The following is a 16342-nucleotide window of genomic DNA, read 5'->3' on the forward strand; positions in this document are numbered from 1 at the left end:
GCAGTGAGTGGGCAGGATGCAGCCAGCGCAACGTCCAACACTAGCGCAGGACGGCGCATTCCTCAACCGCCGCATGTCTCAGGGTCGGTCGAATCTGCTGACGCTGGCTGGCGTCCGTCCCGAACCTCAAGACCCAATAAGACATGCTGCCCAACAGAGTGGCCCGTTTGAAGGCGTCAGTCAAGAGTTCACACGCGGTTTGGTGACGAGTTTTAACACGTGGGCGACTCCCAGGCGCGACTGCAATCATGGACGGCGGCCCCGGACTGCCAGCTAATCGCACGTCGGATCGCCGGCCAGACGCCCGCCGCACGTCGAGAGGGACCAGATGAACCGAGCCGCACGATTGCCGGCTCTGCTCGTCACAGTGGTCCTTTCTCTGGTGTTGGTAGGTGCCAGTGCCCCGCCGCCGATGCCCAAAGCGGACTTGGCCGCCACTCCACCGATGGGCTGGAGCAGCTGGAACGCGTTCGGCTGCGGCATCAACGAGCAACTCGTTCGCGAGACCGCCGATGCGATGGTGGCCTCCGGGATGGCCGCGGCGGGTTATCACTACGTCGACGTCGATGACTGCTGGATGGCGCCCGTCCGGGGATCTGAGGGGCGACTACAGGCCGACCACCAGCGCTTCCCGTCGGGCATCAAGGCGCTCGCCGACTACGTCCACTCCCGCGGACTCAAGTTCGGCATCTACTCCTCCGCCGGCCTGGCCACCTGCGAGGGCCGGCCGGCCAGCCTGCACCACGAGGCCGTCGACGCCCAGACCTTCGCCGATTGGGGTGTGGACCTGCTCAAATACGACAATTGCTACGCCACCGAGGAGCCGGCCGTCGAGCGCTACCGGGCGATGGCCCGGGCGCTGCGGAACACCGGCCGCCAGATTCTCTACGCCATCTGTGAGTGGGGCTACAACCGGCCGTGGCAGTGGGCTGCGGCAAGCGGTGGCCACACCTGGCGCACCACGCCCGACATCGCCGACAACTGGCGCACCGTGATGGCCATCCTGGACCGCCAGGTGCCACTCGCCCCCTACAGCGGCCCGAATGGCTGGAACGACATGGATTCCCTGGAGATCGGCAACGGCGGCATGTCGACCGAAGAGGACCGCGCCCACCTGAGCTTGTGGGCACTGCTCAACGCACCGCTGATCGCCGGCAACGACCTACGGTCGATGAGCCCGACGACCCAGGCCATGCTGACCAATCCCGAAGTGCTGGCCATAGACCGCGACTGGGCAGGCACGCAGGGCCATCTGGCGGGGTCAGACGGCGTGCACCAGGTGTGGACCAAGCCACTGTCGACCGGCGGCGTCGCGGTGGTGTTCCTGAACCGCGATCGGCACCCGGCGGTGATCGCGACCACTGCGCAGATCCTGAAGCTGCCGCCGGCCCGCGATTACCGGGTCCATGATGTGTGGACCGGCGGCACCGTGGCTGCTGTTTCGGCTTCCGGAGCGGACGGCGACATTTCGGCTCCAGTACCGCCGCACGCAGTCAAGATGTACGTGATGACACCCGAAAACTGATGGCCGACAAAACAAATCGCGCCCGGACTGTCGTCCGAGCGCGATTCGCGTGAAGTTGATCAGGCCCGCGGAATCTGAGCGGTCACCGGGTCGGGCCGGGTGTTGTTCAGGTCTTCCAGGATCGCGGCTTGAGCGGCCGGCGGCAAGGTATGCAGGATCGAACGCACCCGAGCCTGACGGCGAGCCACCGCCGCACGCACCGGCATACCCGGGGTCACCTCGATCTGCGGCGGCACACCCTCGATCTCCTCGACACCACCATCGGCGTGCCCGGCATCGATTGCTGCCTGCTCGGCGGCGGCGGTGGCCGCGTCCTTCTCCTCGGACATACCGATCGGACCGATACGCCGACCGTTGAGGAACTGCTTGACCGCGGGCTCCTCACTGGTCAGCAGCACCTCGCGGGGACCGAACATCACCAAATGCTTGCGGTAGAGCATGCCGATGTTGTCCGGCACCGTACGCACGATGTTGATGTTGTGGGTAACGATCAGCACCGTCGCGTCGATCTGCGCGTTGATGTCGATCAACAGCTGCGACAAATACGCCGTACGGACCGGGTCCAGGCCCGAGTCCGGCTCGTCGACCAGGATGATCTTGGGGTCCAACACCAGCGCGCGGGCCAGGCCGGCACGCTTGCGCATACCACCGGAAATCTCACCGGGGAACTTGTGGCCGTCGTTGGGCATACCCACGACCTCAAGCTTTTCCATCACGATCTTGCGGATTTCGCTCTCGGACTTCTTGGTGTGCTCACGCAACGGGAACGCCGTGTTGTCGTAAATGTTCATCGACCCGAACAGCGCACCGTCCTGAAACAGCACCCCGAACAAGGTCCGGATCTCATAAAGTTCCTTGGCCGAACACTCGATGATGTTGGTGCCATCGATCACGATCGACCCGCGCTCGGGGCGCAGCAACCCGATCAACGACTTCAAAAACACCGACTTACCGGTACCCGACGGGCCCAGCATCACGCTGACCTCACCAGCCGGGATCGTCAACGTGACGTCTTCCCAGATCTTCGACGACCCGAAGGACTTACTCAGTCCCGTTACATCGATTTGGACGCCCACGTGAGATCCCTTCCACCAATGACTCGCACGCCACGTGCTCCCCGCCTGTGGCTTGAGTCACTGTAGCGCATTGCAGTGCTGCCGACGGTCGTTGTGCCGACTGAGCGGGATTGTCGACGGTAGACAGCAAAAATCCCCTGGAATCCAAGGTGGATTCCAGGGGATTTGCTGCAGTTCTAGCGAACTTACTTGACGGTGACCGTGGCGCCGGCAGCCTCGAGCTTGGCCTTGGCGTCGTCGGCGGCCTCCTTGTTGACCTTCTCCAGCAGCGGCTTGGGAGCGCCGTCGACCAGGTCCTTGGCTTCCTTCAGGCCCAGGCCGGAGACGATCTCGCGGACGACCTTGATGACGCCGATCTTCTTGTCGCCGGCACCCTCGAGGATGACGTCGAACTCGGTCTGCTCTTCGGCGGCCTCGGCAGCCGGAGCAGCGCCACCAACGGCGGCGACGGCGACCGGAGCGGCGGCGGTGACGTCGAAGGTCTCCTCGAACTGCTTCACGAACTCCGAGAGCTCCAGCAGGGTCATTTCCTTGAAGGCGTCGAGCAGCTCTTCGGTGGACAGCTTGGCCATGTGAATGGTCCTTCCTAGTTTCTTGGTTTGTTTGGTCTAGATGGGTCAGGCAGCCTCTTCGGCAGCCTTCTTTTCTTGCAGTGCGGCAGCCAGACGGGCGACCTGGGACGCGGGCGCAACAAACAGCGCCGCGGCCTGGGACTGCTTCGCCTTGAGTGCGCCGGCCAGCTTGGACAGCAGCACCTCGCGCGACTCGAGGTCGGCGATCTTCTCGACCTCTGTCACGGACAGCGCACGGCCGTCCATGTAGCCGCCCTTGATGACGAGCTGCTTGTGGTCCTTCGCGAACTTCTTGATTGCCTTCGCCGCATCGACCGGCTCGCCGGCGATGAATGCGATGGCGGTCGGACCTGCGAACAGGTCGTCGAGGCCCTCGACTCCGGCCTCCGAGGCAGCGCGCTTGACCAGGGTGTTCTTGGCGACCGTGTAGGTCGTCGAGGCACCCAGGGAGCGACGCAGCTCGGCGAGATTGGCAACCGTCAGACCGCGGTACTCGGTCACGACAGTGGCCGTCGAGGCCTTGAACTGTTCGGCAATGTCAGCGACCGCAGTGGCTTTGTCAGCCTTGGCCATGCATGCCTCCTTGTGGTGTATTCGTCGGCCCACTGGAGACTGCCGGAAGATTGGCCCGGATCAGGGCCGGAAATGACAAGCGCCCCGACGCAGACAGGTCGGGGCGCACAGAAAAATCTGACTACCTCGTCCTCCTGCGTGGGCCGCCGGGCATTGCCCGGACCTTCAACCGATTGCTCGGTGACCGACGGTCTTCGGTGGAACCGGATCAGAGTAGCCGATGGCCGACCGATCAGCCAAAACGCGTGCCGCGGGCGCCATCCGCATACGCCCCCGCAAGCCGACTTCAGCGACTCCCGGCCGCATCAGCATTCACTTGCGGCACCGCTCGCCGGCCCGCGGTCAATCTTCACAGCGTATTGCCACGAAATCCCCGGCTAACCCCCACCGAGCTGTGACAATTATTAGAGCCGCCTTTGAGCAATATTGACGCCTTCGATATCGACGAAACGAAAGGACGCCGCGGGTGCTGGCATTCATAACCACCCTCCGACATCCGGTGAACACCGCCGATTACGGCCGGGCGGAAGCCTTCCTCCAGGGCACTCTGGCTTCGATCGCCAACCAGTCCTCGGACGAATACGTGACCATCGTGGTGGGTAATCAGCGGCCGAGTTTCACGCTGCCGGATCGCACCCACTTCGTCGAAGTCGACTTCCCGGCACCGACCGGGCACCGAGGTCCGCGCACCGGGATGGCGCCGTTCATCTGGGACAAGGGCACCAAGATCGGCGTCGGGCTGGCGGCGGCGCGGGCGTTCGCACCCGAATACGTGATGTTCGTCGACTCCGATGATTTCGTGCACCGCGATATCGCGGCATTCACTCATGCCAATCCCGGCCACGACGGCTGGATGATCGCCCGGGGCTGGATGTATTCGCGATCACGCAATGCATACGCGTTGCGGCGCAATCTATTTCGTATTTGCGGCAGTTCGTTCATCCTGCCACTCGAGGCGTATCAGGTGTCACCGGATCTGACCATCGCCTCGACCCAGCATGAAATCGCCGATGCGTTCGGCGACGACCAGATGGAAGAGATCCTCGCCGGTCACCGTTACGCCGTGCAATGGTGGCGGGAACGTGGCCGCATGCTCGAACCGCTGCCGTTCCCCGGCGCGGTCTACCAGGTGGATACCGGCGAAAACCATTCGGGCAGCATGCTTCTCGGCCCAGCGCTGCCCTACCGTCCGCACCTGCTCGACGACTTCGGTCTGCACCCCTCGCTACCTCGTGGCGCCTCCTTGTGGTCGGCGTTCGGGCTGCCGGCGTTCCGGCCGGACTTCCGGCCCCGCCGACCGGCGTTCATGCGGCCACTACGACCCGAACTGGTTCGGCCGGAGCGGAACTGACGCCTAGGTTGCGCCTAACACCACCAATACGAAGGACATTGCCAGCAGCGCCACCCGCAGCCAGTGCAGCCGGTCCCAACGGTGCGCCAGTTCCCGCGACGGCATCGGGGCACCTGCCCATGCCGCAACCCGGTTGTTGATCGGGACCAGGACGCTCAGCGTCAGGACCAACACCAGCGCCATCAGCACCACTGCGGCAATAGCCAACGGTGACCGCCCCAAGATCGCGACCACCACCACCGGAGCGATCGCGGCGATGTACCAGAACGGCATCACCGTGCCGAGAATCCGGCTGCCGGTGGCACGCGCCTGCCGGTAGGCGTCGTCAGGCAACCGTTCCAGGATCGGATTGGTGAACGCGGCAACCCCGAACTCCACTCCGACCAGCGTTCCGGTGGCTATCACAGCCAGGATCTGCAAAAGGTGTTCCATGACATCGACCCTGGTAGTTATGCTGACAAAAAACAAGGTACTGACAAATTAGTCAGCAAGGAGGCCGCGATGGCAGTGTCGAAGAGAGAGATCGGCGAGTGCCCGATCGACGCCGCCCTGTCGGTCATCGACGGCCGCTGGAAGGGCACCATTCTGTGGCGGCTGACGGACGGTCCGATGCGCACCGCCGAACTGCGGCGCAGCATTCCCGACATCACCGAACGGATGTTGATCCGGCATCTGCACGAGCTGGTCAACGACGGCATCCTGGACCGGCACGACGCGCAGACCGTGCCGCCGTGCGTACACTATTCGATATCCGAGTACGGCAAGACCCTGGGACCGGTGTTGTGGGCATTGTGCGACTGGGGACGAAACCATATGGAACGCAATGCTTCTCACGACCTGAACAGCGCGGCAGCGCCGACCAGTCCGGCATCGCCGGCAAGCGCGGCCGGCACCACCCGCAGTTCACGGAGAAAGCTCAGCCCGGCGTAATACGCCAGCCGCTCCCGCAACGGCCCGAACAGCAACTCACCGGCCTGAGCCACCCCGCCGCCGAGCACCACCAGATCGAGATCGCACACCGCGGCCACCGACGCGATGACTGCCGCGAGTGCGTGGGCACCGCGGTGAAAGGCACTCAGCGCCAAAGGATCACCGGCGTGGGCGGCATCGGCAAGGGACTTCGCGTCGGCATCCCGGGAGGCGGCCCAACCTTGCCCGCGTGCCCACTGCACCAGATGCGGGCCGGCGGCCACCGTCTCCACACAACCGTGGCCACCGCAGGCGCACAGCAGCCCGCCCGGCTCGACCACCACGTGGCCCACATGGCCGGCATTGCCGGTGCGGCCGGCATACGGCGCACCGTCGAGTACCAAGCCTCCGCCGATGCCGGTGGACACCACCATGCCGAGCATGAACCGCGAGCCCCGGCCGGCTCCGCGCCACCATTCCCCCATCGCCATGCACAAGCCGTCTCCGCCCAACCGCACCGGCAGTCCGGTTCGCTCGGCGAGTCTCTCGACGATCGGAAACTGTTGCCAAGCAATGATATTGATCGGGCTGACCGTCCCCGTGGGTACGTCGACGGGTCCGGCCGAGCTGACCCCCGCACCGGCGACGGGACGTCCTGTGGCCGCCCTCAGCGCCTCCCCCACCAGGGCGTCGACGCCCGACCAGACCGCTTCGGCATCGGCATGTGCGGTGGGCAGTTGGGCCCGGTGAACCAACCGGCCGTTGGCATCCACCAATGCGGCGGCGATCTTGGTGCCACCGATGTCGAGTGCCAGGACCAATTCGGACATCAGAGTGCCAGGACCAATTCGGACATCAGTGGGTGTGGGTGTTGTCGGGTTGCCTCGGATCCCCAGGATGCTCGTAGCCGGGCGCCAAATGCACCAATGCCGCCCGCCGGGAATCGAGCCAGCGGCGGAAAGCCTGACGCCGAGCCGAGCCCAACAGATGATCGGTGATCGCCGGTCGCACCTGCGCCAGAGGTGGCGGCTCCGTCGGCGCTGTCCGCCAACCGGATTCGGTGGGCATCGGTGCGGCGAAGCGCAGCGGATTGCGGGCGTGGTAGTCGGCGATCTGCTGTTCGCTGACCCCGATCTGCCGGGTCAGATGCACGAACAGCGCCCGAGCCAGCGGCTGCTGCAAAGCGGCCGCGGCGACACTGCCCACCTCGAGGCGGGCCGCGGTGTCGGGTAGCAGCTCGGCTTCCGACGGCGCAACGCCGTCGTCGAGACGTGCCGACTGCGCTTCCAGCTGGACCACCACTTCACTGACCAGAAGCTGCGTCAGCCAGCGCCGCAACTGCCGTCCCTCGCTGGTGCCGGGCCGCGGTAGCGCCGCGGCGAGTGGCCCCGCACGCAAACGGGATTCCCGTGCGTCGAGATCGGCGACCGACACCGGCAGGCCTCCGACAGTGGCGACGTTCATCGGACCGTCACCGCCACCGCGGGCGTGTACAACAGCCGTCCCGCCGCCGCGACGCGCACCAGCGCCCACCAGCGGCCGGGCCGCACCCAGGCCGGTGGTGCCACCTCGAAGTCGAGTCTGACGCTGCCACGGGCGCTCAGCTCGGCGCCAATGACGCTGGGCCCCAGCCAGTCCCAGGTACCCCAGGGACTGATCAGATGTGCCTCAAGGCTCAGGGCGGCTCCGGCATCGGTGCCCACCGTGACACTCAGTCCGGCAGTGTCGCCCGCGGCCACGTCGACCGACTCCGGTTCGGCAACGAGTTTGAGCAGCTCGGCGGAGGTTTCGCCGACGCTCACCACGCAGACGTCCTCGACCACCTGGCGCCAGGACGCCGGGATCTGGCCGTGGTTGCCGCCGCCGGTGACGGCCAACTCCACCCGTACCGGGTAACGGTCGGGCGGTGTTTGCGGCGGCACCCGGACCGTCACCTCGGTCTCCAGATACTCACCCGGTGGCAGCATGAACGGGAGCTCGGCCGGCGCTGCGGACCAGCCGGGCGGGCAGACCAACCGGACCCGACCGTGCAATGCCAGATCATTGCAGTCACTGGCAGCGGTAAGACGCAGGCGCACAGGAGCATTCGGGTGCGCGGCAACCTCGGTCGGATGCAGGCAGGCCACCGCAGGCAATCCGCCGAGCGGCGCAGCACCCCGATTGTGCAGCCAGTACCGGGCGTAAAGCGGTTGGGCCACTTCGGCATCGGGCGCAAGCATGGTGTGATCGCCATTGAGCACATGGGGCAGATCCAATCGCGCGCGCACCGTGGCGATTTCGAAGCCGTGCAGGTTCAGCGCCGCGGCGGGTGCGGCGGCGGGCCGTTCGAGCAGATCGAGCCGTACCGGTTCTGCCAGGTGCCGGATGCCCGCGGTGATGTTGACGTCGGTGGGACGCCCCGAGGTCTGCACCAGCCGCAGCGTGATACCCGCGCTGGGGTCGATGGCGGCGCTGCTGCCGCAGGCGATCGGGTTGCCGGTGGCCTTGAGCGCGCCTAGCGTCACCTCACCCGCCGGTTCGATGCTGAGTAACGAACCGGCGCAGGGTAGTCCGCCGGCCACCGCGGGGTGATCGGTGTGTACGCCGATCAGCGGTTGTGAATACTCGGCGCTGCGGCCCACCATCGCCGCCGTGCGCCAGTCGCCGTCGCCGGCCGCGAGCGCATAGTCGAACGTGTGCGTCCAGTGCTGGAGCTGAAAGTTCGAGCCGTCGGGCGCGGTGCGACGCGGCGGATCTATCCAGGTGCCCGAGGGCCAGCCGGTGCACGAGCGCATCAACGAGGTATGTAGCACCCCATCGGGCTCCACGGCGAAACCCGGCACCCCGCGGTTCAATACGGCCACGGTCCGCGATTCGAACGGCCCCGCGCCGGCCACCGAGTCCTGCTCGACGCTGATCTCGCCGTCTGCGAGATCAGCAATCAGATCGGCTACCGCAGCCCGCCCGGCAAGGATCAGCACCGGCAATGCCCGCACATCCCGCAGGTCGGCGCCGGGAACCCAGCGCTTCAGCAGATCTGCCTCGGCGGGCACCCAGAGCCGAGCGGCCCCGGTCGCGATTCGACGCTGCAGTTCCTCGGCATACTGCGGGTCGGCCGCAGCCAATACCGCTGCAGTGAAAGGGTTTTCGTCAGATCCCCCAAGAGCGATCCGGGCGTCCGGCAAGTTCGAGTCGACGGTCAGATCGCCGTAGCGCGGCCGGTCAGCGGTGCTGCTGGTGGCGGTGACACCGGCCCGCACCAGCGCGACCATCAGGTCCCGGGTGGGCACCGTCGGGTCGGCGGCCACCACCTCGGCGACCGATACCGCCCGCACCCCCTCACCGAGGGCGTCGCGTACCCGCACCCGAAGCGCCGACGACAGTCCGAACCACCCATAGGCGGGATTGTCCAGGGTGTAGGGGTGCTCCGCAGTGTCGACGGCGTGGTGCGAATCCCGTTGGTGCAGCAGGCCGAAGCCTCGGCCGATCACCGCATCGCCGACCTCGCTGACCGGCATTGCACCCGGCACCGGGCACGGCCAGCGCAGCCGCAGCAGTTGGTCGGCTCCGGTGAATTCGTCGATCACAGTGCGGCAGTCCACCCGGTCCACGCCGTGCCACAACGTGATGGTCTGGGTGTACCGCAGTACCGCGCCGACGCTGCCCGTCACCACCAGCCGCTGCCCCAGCACACTGCGGTAGGCCTGTGCCGTGTCGGCGGCGTGATCCGAGGAGACCAGCACCGGTCCCTTCGGCAACAGATGCCACGGCCCTTCGTTCTCCGTCGGATGAGCCGGATACTCGTCGTAGACGGCCAATTCATTGCCGAACCGTCCGGCGGCAACCAACTCGATGCCGTCCCTGCTCAGTGCGGATACCGCGCCGCCATGACTCGGGTCGACCGTGCACCGGTAGTGGCCGGCGGTGATGGTGTTGCCGGACAACGGTTCCCAATCAGACGACGAGGCGGCACCGGAAATCCGGTAGGAGGTCCAGCCCAGCGACGGCACATCAGACACCAGCCAGCTGACAGTGTGGCCGCCGTTCTCGGTCAGCACGGGCACCGGTTCGCCCGCGGCGTCGACCAACGCGCCGGAGAGCGGCTCGTCGAGGCGCAGGGTGACGACGTCGGTACGGCTGTGTGCCAAAGGATTCCACACCACGATGTCACCGTCGACGGCACGGGACAGCAGCAGCAGGGCATTGTCCCGGGTTGTGCGCCCGAGCTCCCAGGCGTCGCGCCAGCCGGTGAGCAGATCGAGGTACACCTGATCGGATTCCGAGCCGGTGATGGCATCGTGGTGCGCGCCGTAGGCCAACTGCACCCAGGCCTTCGCCAGCGCCGCCTGCGGATACGTTGCGCCGGTGAGCAACCCGGCGAACACCGCGAAACGCTCGGCCTGCAGCACCGCATGCTCGGCGTCCCGATTGGCTTGCTTGGTGTCGATGTACGACACGTCCTTGCCGGTGTAGATCGGATTCATGTCCCGGGTCTGCGGAGACGGAGACGCGCCGCGGTCCGCGAGTTCGGCACGCACCGCCGCGAAGAATTCCCGCGGCAGCGCGCAGACGAACCGAGGCCAGGTGTAGCGGTCGGCCCAGTCTCGGTGGATCTCGGTGACCCATTTGTTGGGCGGCGTGTAGTCGGTGCCGACCGGCAGCAGCACATTGCGGGTCAGCGCAACCTTTTTCAGCTTGGTGAAGGTCTGATAGGTCGATTCCTCGGCCTCCCGCAGCGATGCCGCCGAATCCATCCACCAGCCCGCAGCGTAGTGCGCCGGCATGTAGTGGGTGAGCAGCCCGCGCCCGGACGGGGCGATCCAGTCGAACTCGCTGGCGAACTGCATCCGTTCGGGATCGCCGTCTCGGTGCATCGGCCCCCACTGGTGGTGCGGGCCGCGGGCCCACGAACTGGACGTCAGGCCGGCGTCGGCGGCCATCCCCGGGAACTGTGGATCGTGGCCGAACACATCGAGCTGCCAGGCAGTCGCCGGGTCGGCACCCATCACTCCGTGCTGAAAGCCGATGCCGTGCACGAAGTTACGGATCGCGGTCTCCGGGCTGGTCAGGTTGGTGTTGGGCTCGTTGTAGGTACCACCCATGATCTCGAGACGGCCCTCTGCGAGCAGCCTGCGCAGGTACGCCCGCTGTTCGGGGTGGGTGTCCCAGTACGGTTTGAGATAGTCGACCTCTGCCAGGACGAATTTGTATTCCGGCTCGCGCCTTGCCATTTCAAGATGGGCGGTGACCAGCTCGAAGCCGTTGGTCTGTCGGCAGCGTCCGGGCGGATCCTCGGTCCACACACTGGTGTAGGCGCCCTGGGTGTTCCACCAGACCGGGTCGTAATGGAAATGGCTGATCATGAACATCGTCCAGCCAGGCTCGGCGACGACGAACTCGAACGGGAGGGCCGCGCCACCGATCTCCACCTGTGCTGCCCGGACGTGGCCCGGCACCGGAGCCTGAATGGCCACCGGGATCTCCACGGTGCCATCGCCCGGTTCGGCCACCGCTTGGCCGGTCAATCCGTCACCAGTCACGCGAACGACAGTCGGCTCGACGCATCCGGTGTAGGCCACCCGGACGACTTGCAACAGCTCGTCGACCGGCCCCACAAAAAGCTCGGTTGCAGTCGCAGAAATCGCGCGCATCATTCGCAGGGATCGTCCCGTCGACACTCCTGCACCCTACGGCGCAACGTCGCTAGCCGGGTGGCATTGCAGCACCGAGTCGTTCGGCTACGGCCCGGGTCGCGGCCACCACCTCGGGCGGCTCAAGCACCTCGAACCGGTAGCCGGGCATCGCCAGATACAGCACCATGCGCTGCGGGTCGTCGCCCCCGGTGGTCACGATGCAGTGGTCCGGTCCGTCCGGTTCGATCTGCGTCGAGGCCGCGGAAAACACCTGGGCCACTGCGCTTTCCGGGGCGTGATAGCGGACCTTGGCCACATATCGGTACGGCGAGGACGAGATGGCCCGGCGGACGTATTCAGCCGCGTCGGGTGCCGGCCGAGCCACGAACGTCGTCCCCGCGGCCCGGACCTCGGCCATCCGGTCCAGTCGCAGCGTGCGCCAGTCGGCCCGGTCACGGTCGTAGGCCAGCAGGTACCAGCGCCGACCGGTGGTCACCAGCCGATATGGCTCCAGTCGTCGCTGGGTGCGGTTGCCGCGGATGTCGGTGTACCCGAGTGCGATGTGCTCGCGGTCCCGGCAGGCCCGAGCCAGCGTCATCAAGTCGTCGGGGGACACCGATTCGGCAGCGGCGCCGCCGGTCAGGGTCACGGTCGCGTCGTGCACTGCTGCCACCTGTGATCGCAACCGCGCCGGCATCACCTGATCGATCTTGGCCAGCGCCCGCAGTGCGGAGTCGCCTACGCCCGCCACGCTGCCACCGGCGGCCAGCCGAAGGCACACTGCCATCGCCACGGCCTCGTCCGGGTCGAGCAGCAGCGGGGGCAGTGCGGCACCCGCACCCAGTTGATAGCCGCCGTCGCGACCCTTGCTCGCCTGCACCGGGTAGCCGAGATCGCGCAACCGCTCGATGTCGCGGCGCACGCTGCGCCCGGTGACGCCGAGCCGCTCGGCCAACTCCGCCCCGGTCCATACCCGCCGCGACTGCAGCAGTCCCAGCAGTTGCAGCACCCGGCTCGCGGTTTCCGACATGTCACCACCCTGCCGCATTCATAGGACAAAAACAGTCCTAATTTGATGAAAGGCTTCTCGCATGACCCCCGAACTGGGCGACCAACTCGAATGGCACTGGCAACATCAACTACGACCCCGACTCGCCGAGCTCACCGACGACGAGTACTTCTGGCGGCCGGTCGGCGGCTGCTGGACCGTCCACCCGGACGGGTCCATCGACTTCGCTTATCCCCCACCGGATCCCGCGCCGTTCACCACCATCGCCTGGCGGCTGGCACACGTCATCGTCGGCGTGTTGGCCGTGCGCAATCATTCCCACTTCGGCGGCCCGCCGGCCGACTACACGTCCTGGCCCTACGCCCGCGACGCGCACACCGCGTTGAACCAGCTCGACGCCGCCTACGCGGACTGGATGAGTGGGGTCCGCGGGCTCGACGACGCCGCGCTGGCTCGGCCGTGCGGACCCGCCGAAGGTCCGTACGCCGACCTGTCCATGGCCACCCTGGTGCTGCACATCAACCGCGAAGTGATCCACCACGGAGCTGAAATCGCCTGCATCCGTGACCTTTACACCCACACCAACAACAAGGAGAACTGACCGTGCCCGGACTGCCCGCCCCTGCTGCTGACGAACGCCAGTCGCTGCTGAATTTCCTGACCTTCCAGCAGGACGCCTTCACCGCCGTCGCTCACGGCCTCACCGACGAACAGGCCAGGTCGACCCCGTCGGTCAGCGCACTGTCCGTCGGCGGCCTGATCAAACACATCACCGGGGTGCAACGGGGTTGGACGGACCGGGTGCTGGCCGCGCCGGACTTCCCGCCGCGGGATCCGCGCCCGATAGCCGAACAGATGGCCGATTACGCCGATCAGTATGTGATGGGCGAGGACGAAACCCTGGAGACCCTGCTGTCCGCACTGCGCGCGCAGAATGCCGTGACGCTGCAGGCCTTCGCCGATGCCGACTTGAACGTCCTGGTTCCGGTGCCGCACGAGGTGCCATGGTTCCCGGCCGACGTCGATCATTGGTCGGCGCGCTGGGTGGCGCTGCACTTGGTGGAGGAACTGTCCAGGCATGCCGGCCACGCCGACATCATTCGCGAATCCATCGACGGCGCAACGATGTACGAGTTGTTGGCCGCCAACGAACAGTGGCCCGAGACCGAGTGGATCAAGCGCTGGCGGCCCGCCGCGTCCTAAGCCTCTGTCGAGGTATCCGTCGAGATCGACGAAATGGCGGTTGTCAGTTCACCCGATAGCCACCATTTCGTCGGTCTCAACGCACAACGGTGCTACCCGTACCACCCCCGCGCACGCAGGACTGCGCGGGCATGCTCGACGATCTCGGCGTCACGGTCCTCCTTGATGACATGAATGATGTTCCACTGCAGTCGCCGCAGTTCCCGATCGACCCGCACGTCCTTGGCATATTGAACTCGGTCGGTCAGGTGCTGCGTTCCGTCGTACTCCACCCCGACTTTGAAGTCCTCCCAGCACATATCGATTCGCCGGACATAGCGACCTGACTCATTGCGGACGACGAACTGCGTCGTGGGTTCAGGCAACCCGGCGTCGATGAACAACAGCCGCAGCCACGTCTCTCGGGGCGACTCAGCGCCGCCGTCGACCAATGGCAGCACGGCCGGCAGACGTCGAAGCCCCCGGACTCCTTTGTGCCGCTTGGCAAGTAGAGCGACGTCGTCCACTGCGAACGGTGCGGAACTCATGAGTGCGTCGAGCCGTGCCAGAGCGGGATGGCGCGGTAAGTGACGCGCAAGATCGAATGCGGTGCGCGCAGGTGTGGTGACCCATATCCCGGCGATCATCGCCAGTTCATCTTCACCAAGAGTTTCATTGCGAACGATAAGGCCCCGCTGGCCCCGGCACGCTGCGACAAGCTCGATGGAAATCTCATCGCCGACCCATTTGGCGCCGTGGATCGCCGACGCCGCAACGCCGGCGACGACGGCGGATGGCACGGCGAGCAGTGCGGCGTCAATCCGGTCGCGCAGCGTTATCTCGTAGCGTCGCGGGACGTAGATCCCGTGAAAGATCGGTCGATACCGGTGACGCAACTGGGCTCGGGTGAGACGCCCGGCCGCGATTGCTTCGCCTCCGACAAATGAAACAGACACACCTGTTTGGACGCATAGCTGCCCCAATCGGCTCCATGACACTTCGAAACTGACGAAACGGCGGCCTTCGTGGCGATGGGAACCGCCAATTCGTCACTCTCGACGCATCGAGTCACGCGGTGTGACCCGGGACACATTTTTTGGCGGTACCCGCGGTTTTGAGACACTGAGTCGATGAGCAAGTCACCGAACCGCGAGGTTGCCAGATTGGGCCGGGTGCCGTTGCCGGTCGAGGCCGCCCGGATCGGCGCCACCGGCTGGCAGGTCACCCGGACCGGCGCACGCGTCGTGGCCAGTCTGCTCGGCAAGGGCTCACTGCAGCAGAAGGTCATCGCCCAGGTCCCGCAGACGTTCGCTGATCTCGGCCCCACGTACGTCAAGCTCGGACAGATCATCGCCTCCAGCCCAGGCGCGTTCGGCGAGCCGCTGTCCCGGGAGTTCCGCAGCCTGCTGGACCGCGTGCCGCCGGCCGACCAGGAGCAAGTCCACAAACTGCTGCGCGAGGAGCTCGGCGGCAACCCGGCCGAGCTGTTCCGGTCATTCGACGAGGAACCATTCGCGTCCGCGTCGATCGCTCAGGTGCACTACGCCACCCTGCACACCGGCGAACAGGTCGTGGTGAAGATCCAGCGCCCCGGCATCCGCCAGCGGGTGGCCGCCGACCTGCAGATCCTCAAGCGCGGCGCCCAGGTGGTCGAACTGGCCAAGCTGGGTCAGCGCCTGTCGGCCCAGGACGTGGTCGCCGACTTCGCCGACAACCTGGCCGAGGAACTCGACTTCCGGCTGGAAGCCCAGTCGATGGACGCCTGGGTCGCGCACATGCACTCCTCGCCGCTGGGGCGGAACATCCGGGTACCGCAGGTCTACTGGGATCTGACCAGCGAGCGTGTGCTGACCATGGAACGGGTCGAGGGCATTCGCATCGATGACGCGGTGGCCATCCGCAAGGCCGGATTCGACGGCGAAGACCTGGTCAAGGCACTGGTCTTCAGCTTGTTCGAGGGCGGTCTGCGACACGGCCTGTTCCACGGCGACCTGCACGCCGGCAACCTGCACGTCGACGCCGAAGGCAGGATCGTCTTCTTCGACTTCGGCATCATGGGCCGCATCGACCCACGTACCCGCTGGCTGCTGCGCGAGCTGATCCACGCACTGCTGGTCAAGAAGGACCATGCTTCGGCCGGCAAGATCGTGGTGCTGCTGGGCGCCGTCGGCACCGTGAAGCCGGAGGGCCAGGCCGCCAAGGACCTGGAAGCTTTCGCCACCCCACTGACCATGAAGTCACTCGGCGACATGTCGTACTCCGAGATCGGCAAGCAGCTCTCGGCCCTGGCCGACGGCTACGACGTCCGGCTGCCGCGCGAACTGGTGCTGATCGGCAAGCAGTTCCTCTATGTCGAGCGCTATATGAAACTGCTCGCACCCAAGTGGCAGATGATGAATGATCCGCAGCTGAAGGGATATTTCGCCAACTTCATGGTCGACATCAGCCGTGAACACAAAGCCGAGCTCGACGAGCCGTCGACGCCGAAGGCCTGACCCGAGTAGGACGCAGTGAACCCTGAACAAGCCGCCGA

15 protein-coding genes are annotated in these 16342 nt (G+C 66.1%); 6 read left to right on the top strand and 9 right to left on the bottom strand.

Annotated elements, in window-relative coordinates; genetic code table 11:
• Nucleotides 1–328 precede the first annotated feature (328 nt).
• Nucleotides 329–1525 carry a glycoside hydrolase family 27 protein gene (locus tag ABIA30_RS08745; RefSeq protein WP_370064191.1) on the top strand — a complete coding sequence of 399 codons (1197 nt, stop codon included), beginning with the start codon at nucleotides 329–331 and terminating at the stop codon, nucleotides 1523–1525.
• A gap of 59 nt (nucleotides 1526–1584) precedes the next feature.
• Here ABIA30_RS08745 and ABIA30_RS08750 read toward each other — a convergent pair whose 3' ends face one another.
• The 3 genes from ABIA30_RS08750 to rplJ all read right to left on the bottom strand — a co-directional run bounded on the left by ABIA30_RS08750 (nucleotide 1585) and on the right by rplJ (nucleotide 3746).
• Complete coding sequence (locus ABIA30_RS08750) at nucleotides 1585–2601, bottom strand: ABC transporter ATP-binding protein (protein WP_370064193.1); 1017 nt, start codon at nucleotides 2599–2601, stop codon at nucleotides 1585–1587.
• Nucleotides 2602–2786: 185 nt separating this feature from the next.
• Nucleotides 2787–3173 (bottom strand): 50S ribosomal protein L7/L12, encoded by a 387-nt coding sequence (gene rplL / locus ABIA30_RS08755; protein ID WP_370064195.1) that lies wholly within the window; start codon nucleotides 3171–3173, stop codon nucleotides 2787–2789.
• A gap of 45 nt (nucleotides 3174–3218) precedes the next feature.
• Nucleotides 3219–3746: a 50S ribosomal protein L10 gene (rplJ, locus tag ABIA30_RS08760; RefSeq protein WP_370064197.1), complete on the bottom strand. Its 528-nt coding sequence runs from the start codon at nucleotides 3744–3746 to the stop codon at nucleotides 3219–3221.
• A 466-nt stretch (nucleotides 3747–4212) separates the two neighbouring features.
• Between rplJ and ABIA30_RS08765 the strand changes: the two genes are divergently transcribed.
• Nucleotides 4213–5097 (top strand): glycosyltransferase family A protein, encoded by an 885-nt coding sequence (locus tag ABIA30_RS08765; protein WP_370064199.1) that lies wholly within the window; start codon nucleotides 4213–4215, stop codon nucleotides 5095–5097.
• 3 nt (nucleotides 5098–5100) lie between these two features.
• Here the strand turns inward: ABIA30_RS08765 and ABIA30_RS08770 are convergent, their stop codons facing one another.
• Complete coding sequence (locus ABIA30_RS08770; RefSeq protein WP_370064201.1) at nucleotides 5101–5529, bottom strand: anthrone oxygenase family protein; 429 nt, start codon at nucleotides 5527–5529, stop codon at nucleotides 5101–5103.
• Between the two features lie 69 nt (nucleotides 5530–5598).
• On the opposite strand from ABIA30_RS08770, the gene ABIA30_RS08775 reads away from it, so the two are divergent.
• Entirely contained in the window at nucleotides 5599–6027 is a 429-nt protein-coding gene (locus tag ABIA30_RS08775) for a winged helix-turn-helix transcriptional regulator (RefSeq protein WP_370064203.1), read from the top strand.
• Here ABIA30_RS08775 and ABIA30_RS08780 read toward each other — a convergent pair.
• From ABIA30_RS08780 to ABIA30_RS08795, 4 genes are read right to left on the bottom strand one after another with little or no spacing between them, the layout of a single operon-like run.
• Nucleotides 5928–6836, bottom strand: a complete 909-nt coding sequence (locus tag ABIA30_RS08780; protein WP_370064205.1) for an ROK family protein — start codon at nucleotides 6834–6836, stop codon at nucleotides 5928–5930. The two genes, ABIA30_RS08775 and ABIA30_RS08780, sit on opposite strands and share 100 nt — an antisense overlap.
• Nucleotides 6837–6861: 25 nt before the next feature.
• Nucleotides 6862–7470 carry a malonyl CoA-ACP transacylase gene (locus ABIA30_RS08785; RefSeq protein WP_370064207.1) on the bottom strand — a complete coding sequence of 203 codons (609 nt, stop codon included), beginning with the start codon at nucleotides 7468–7470 and terminating at the stop codon, nucleotides 6862–6864.
• Nucleotides 7467–11636 (bottom strand): NEW3 domain-containing protein, encoded by a 4170-nt coding sequence (locus ABIA30_RS08790; RefSeq protein ID WP_370065460.1) that lies wholly within the window; start codon nucleotides 11634–11636, stop codon nucleotides 7467–7469. The genes ABIA30_RS08785 and ABIA30_RS08790 overlap by 4 nt, the downstream gene beginning before the upstream one ends.
• A 52-nt stretch (nucleotides 11637–11688) precedes the next feature.
• Nucleotides 11689–12648 carry a helix-turn-helix transcriptional regulator gene (locus ABIA30_RS08795; RefSeq protein WP_370064209.1) on the bottom strand — a complete coding sequence of 320 codons (960 nt, stop codon included), beginning with the start codon at nucleotides 12646–12648 and terminating at the stop codon, nucleotides 11689–11691.
• A 61-nt stretch (nucleotides 12649–12709) separates the two neighbouring features.
• Between ABIA30_RS08795 and ABIA30_RS08800 the strand changes: the two genes are divergently transcribed.
• Nucleotides 12710–13228, top strand: coding sequence for a DinB family protein (locus ABIA30_RS08800; RefSeq protein WP_370064211.1), 519 nt, complete (start codon nucleotides 12710–12712; stop codon nucleotides 13226–13228).
• A 2-nt stretch (nucleotides 13229–13230) separates the two neighbouring features.
• On the top strand, nucleotides 13231–13830 hold the full coding sequence (locus ABIA30_RS08805) for a DinB family protein (protein WP_370064213.1): 600 nt from the start codon (nucleotides 13231–13233) through the stop codon (nucleotides 13828–13830).
• Between the two features lie 92 nt (nucleotides 13831–13922).
• On the opposite strand, the gene ABIA30_RS08810 is transcribed toward ABIA30_RS08805, so the two are convergent.
• Nucleotides 13923–14765, bottom strand: a complete 843-nt coding sequence (locus tag ABIA30_RS08810) for a hypothetical protein (RefSeq protein WP_370064215.1) — start codon at nucleotides 14763–14765, stop codon at nucleotides 13923–13925.
• Nucleotides 14766–14939: 174 nt separating this feature from the next.
• Here ABIA30_RS08810 and ABIA30_RS08815 point away from each other — a divergent pair, with 174 nt between their 5' ends.
• Nucleotides 14940–16304: an ABC1 kinase family protein gene (locus ABIA30_RS08815; protein ID WP_370064217.1), complete on the top strand. Its 1365-nt coding sequence runs from the start codon at nucleotides 14940–14942 to the stop codon at nucleotides 16302–16304.
• Nucleotides 16305–16342 lie beyond the last annotated feature (38 nt).

The sequence above is a fragment of the Mycobacterium sp. MAA66 genome, assembly GCF_041261665.1.
In the GTDB taxonomy this organism is placed as follows: domain Bacteria; phylum Actinomycetota; class Actinomycetes; order Mycobacteriales; family Mycobacteriaceae; genus Mycobacterium.

Bases quoted from the DNA above. Each gene is read 5' to 3' on its own strand.
- ABIA30_RS08815 (WP_370064217.1), top strand. From the start codon at position 14,940: ATGAGCAAGTCACCGAACCGCGAGGTTGCCAGATTGGGCCGGGTGCCG.
- ABIA30_RS08785 (WP_370064207.1), bottom strand. From the start codon at position 7,470: ATGAACGTCGCCACTGTCGGAGGCCTGCCGGTGTCGGTCGCCGATCTC.
- ABIA30_RS08790 (WP_370065460.1), bottom strand. From the start codon at position 11,636: ATGCGCGCGATTTCTGCGACTGCAACCGAGCTTTTTGTGGGGCCGGTC.
- ABIA30_RS08795 (WP_370064209.1), bottom strand. From the start codon at position 12,648: ATGTCGGAAACCGCGAGCCGGGTGCTGCAACTGCTGGGACTGCTGCAG.
- ABIA30_RS08745 (WP_370064191.1), top strand. From the start codon at position 329: ATGAACCGAGCCGCACGATTGCCGGCTCTGCTCGTCACAGTGGTCCTT.
- ABIA30_RS08800 (WP_370064211.1), top strand. From the start codon at position 12,710: ATGACCCCCGAACTGGGCGACCAACTCGAATGGCACTGGCAACATCAA.
- ABIA30_RS08780 (WP_370064205.1), bottom strand. From the start codon at position 6,836: ATGTCCGAATTGGTCCTGGCACTCGACATCGGTGGCACCAAGATCGCC.
- rplL (WP_370064195.1), bottom strand. From the start codon at position 3,173: ATGGCCAAGCTGTCCACCGAAGAGCTGCTCGACGCCTTCAAGGAAATG.
- rplJ (WP_370064197.1), bottom strand. From the start codon at position 3,746: ATGGCCAAGGCTGACAAAGCCACTGCGGTCGCTGACATTGCCGAACAG.
- ABIA30_RS08770 (WP_370064201.1), bottom strand. From the start codon at position 5,529: ATGGAACACCTTTTGCAGATCCTGGCTGTGATAGCCACCGGAACGCTG.
- ABIA30_RS08775 (WP_370064203.1), top strand. From the start codon at position 5,599: ATGGCAGTGTCGAAGAGAGAGATCGGCGAGTGCCCGATCGACGCCGCC.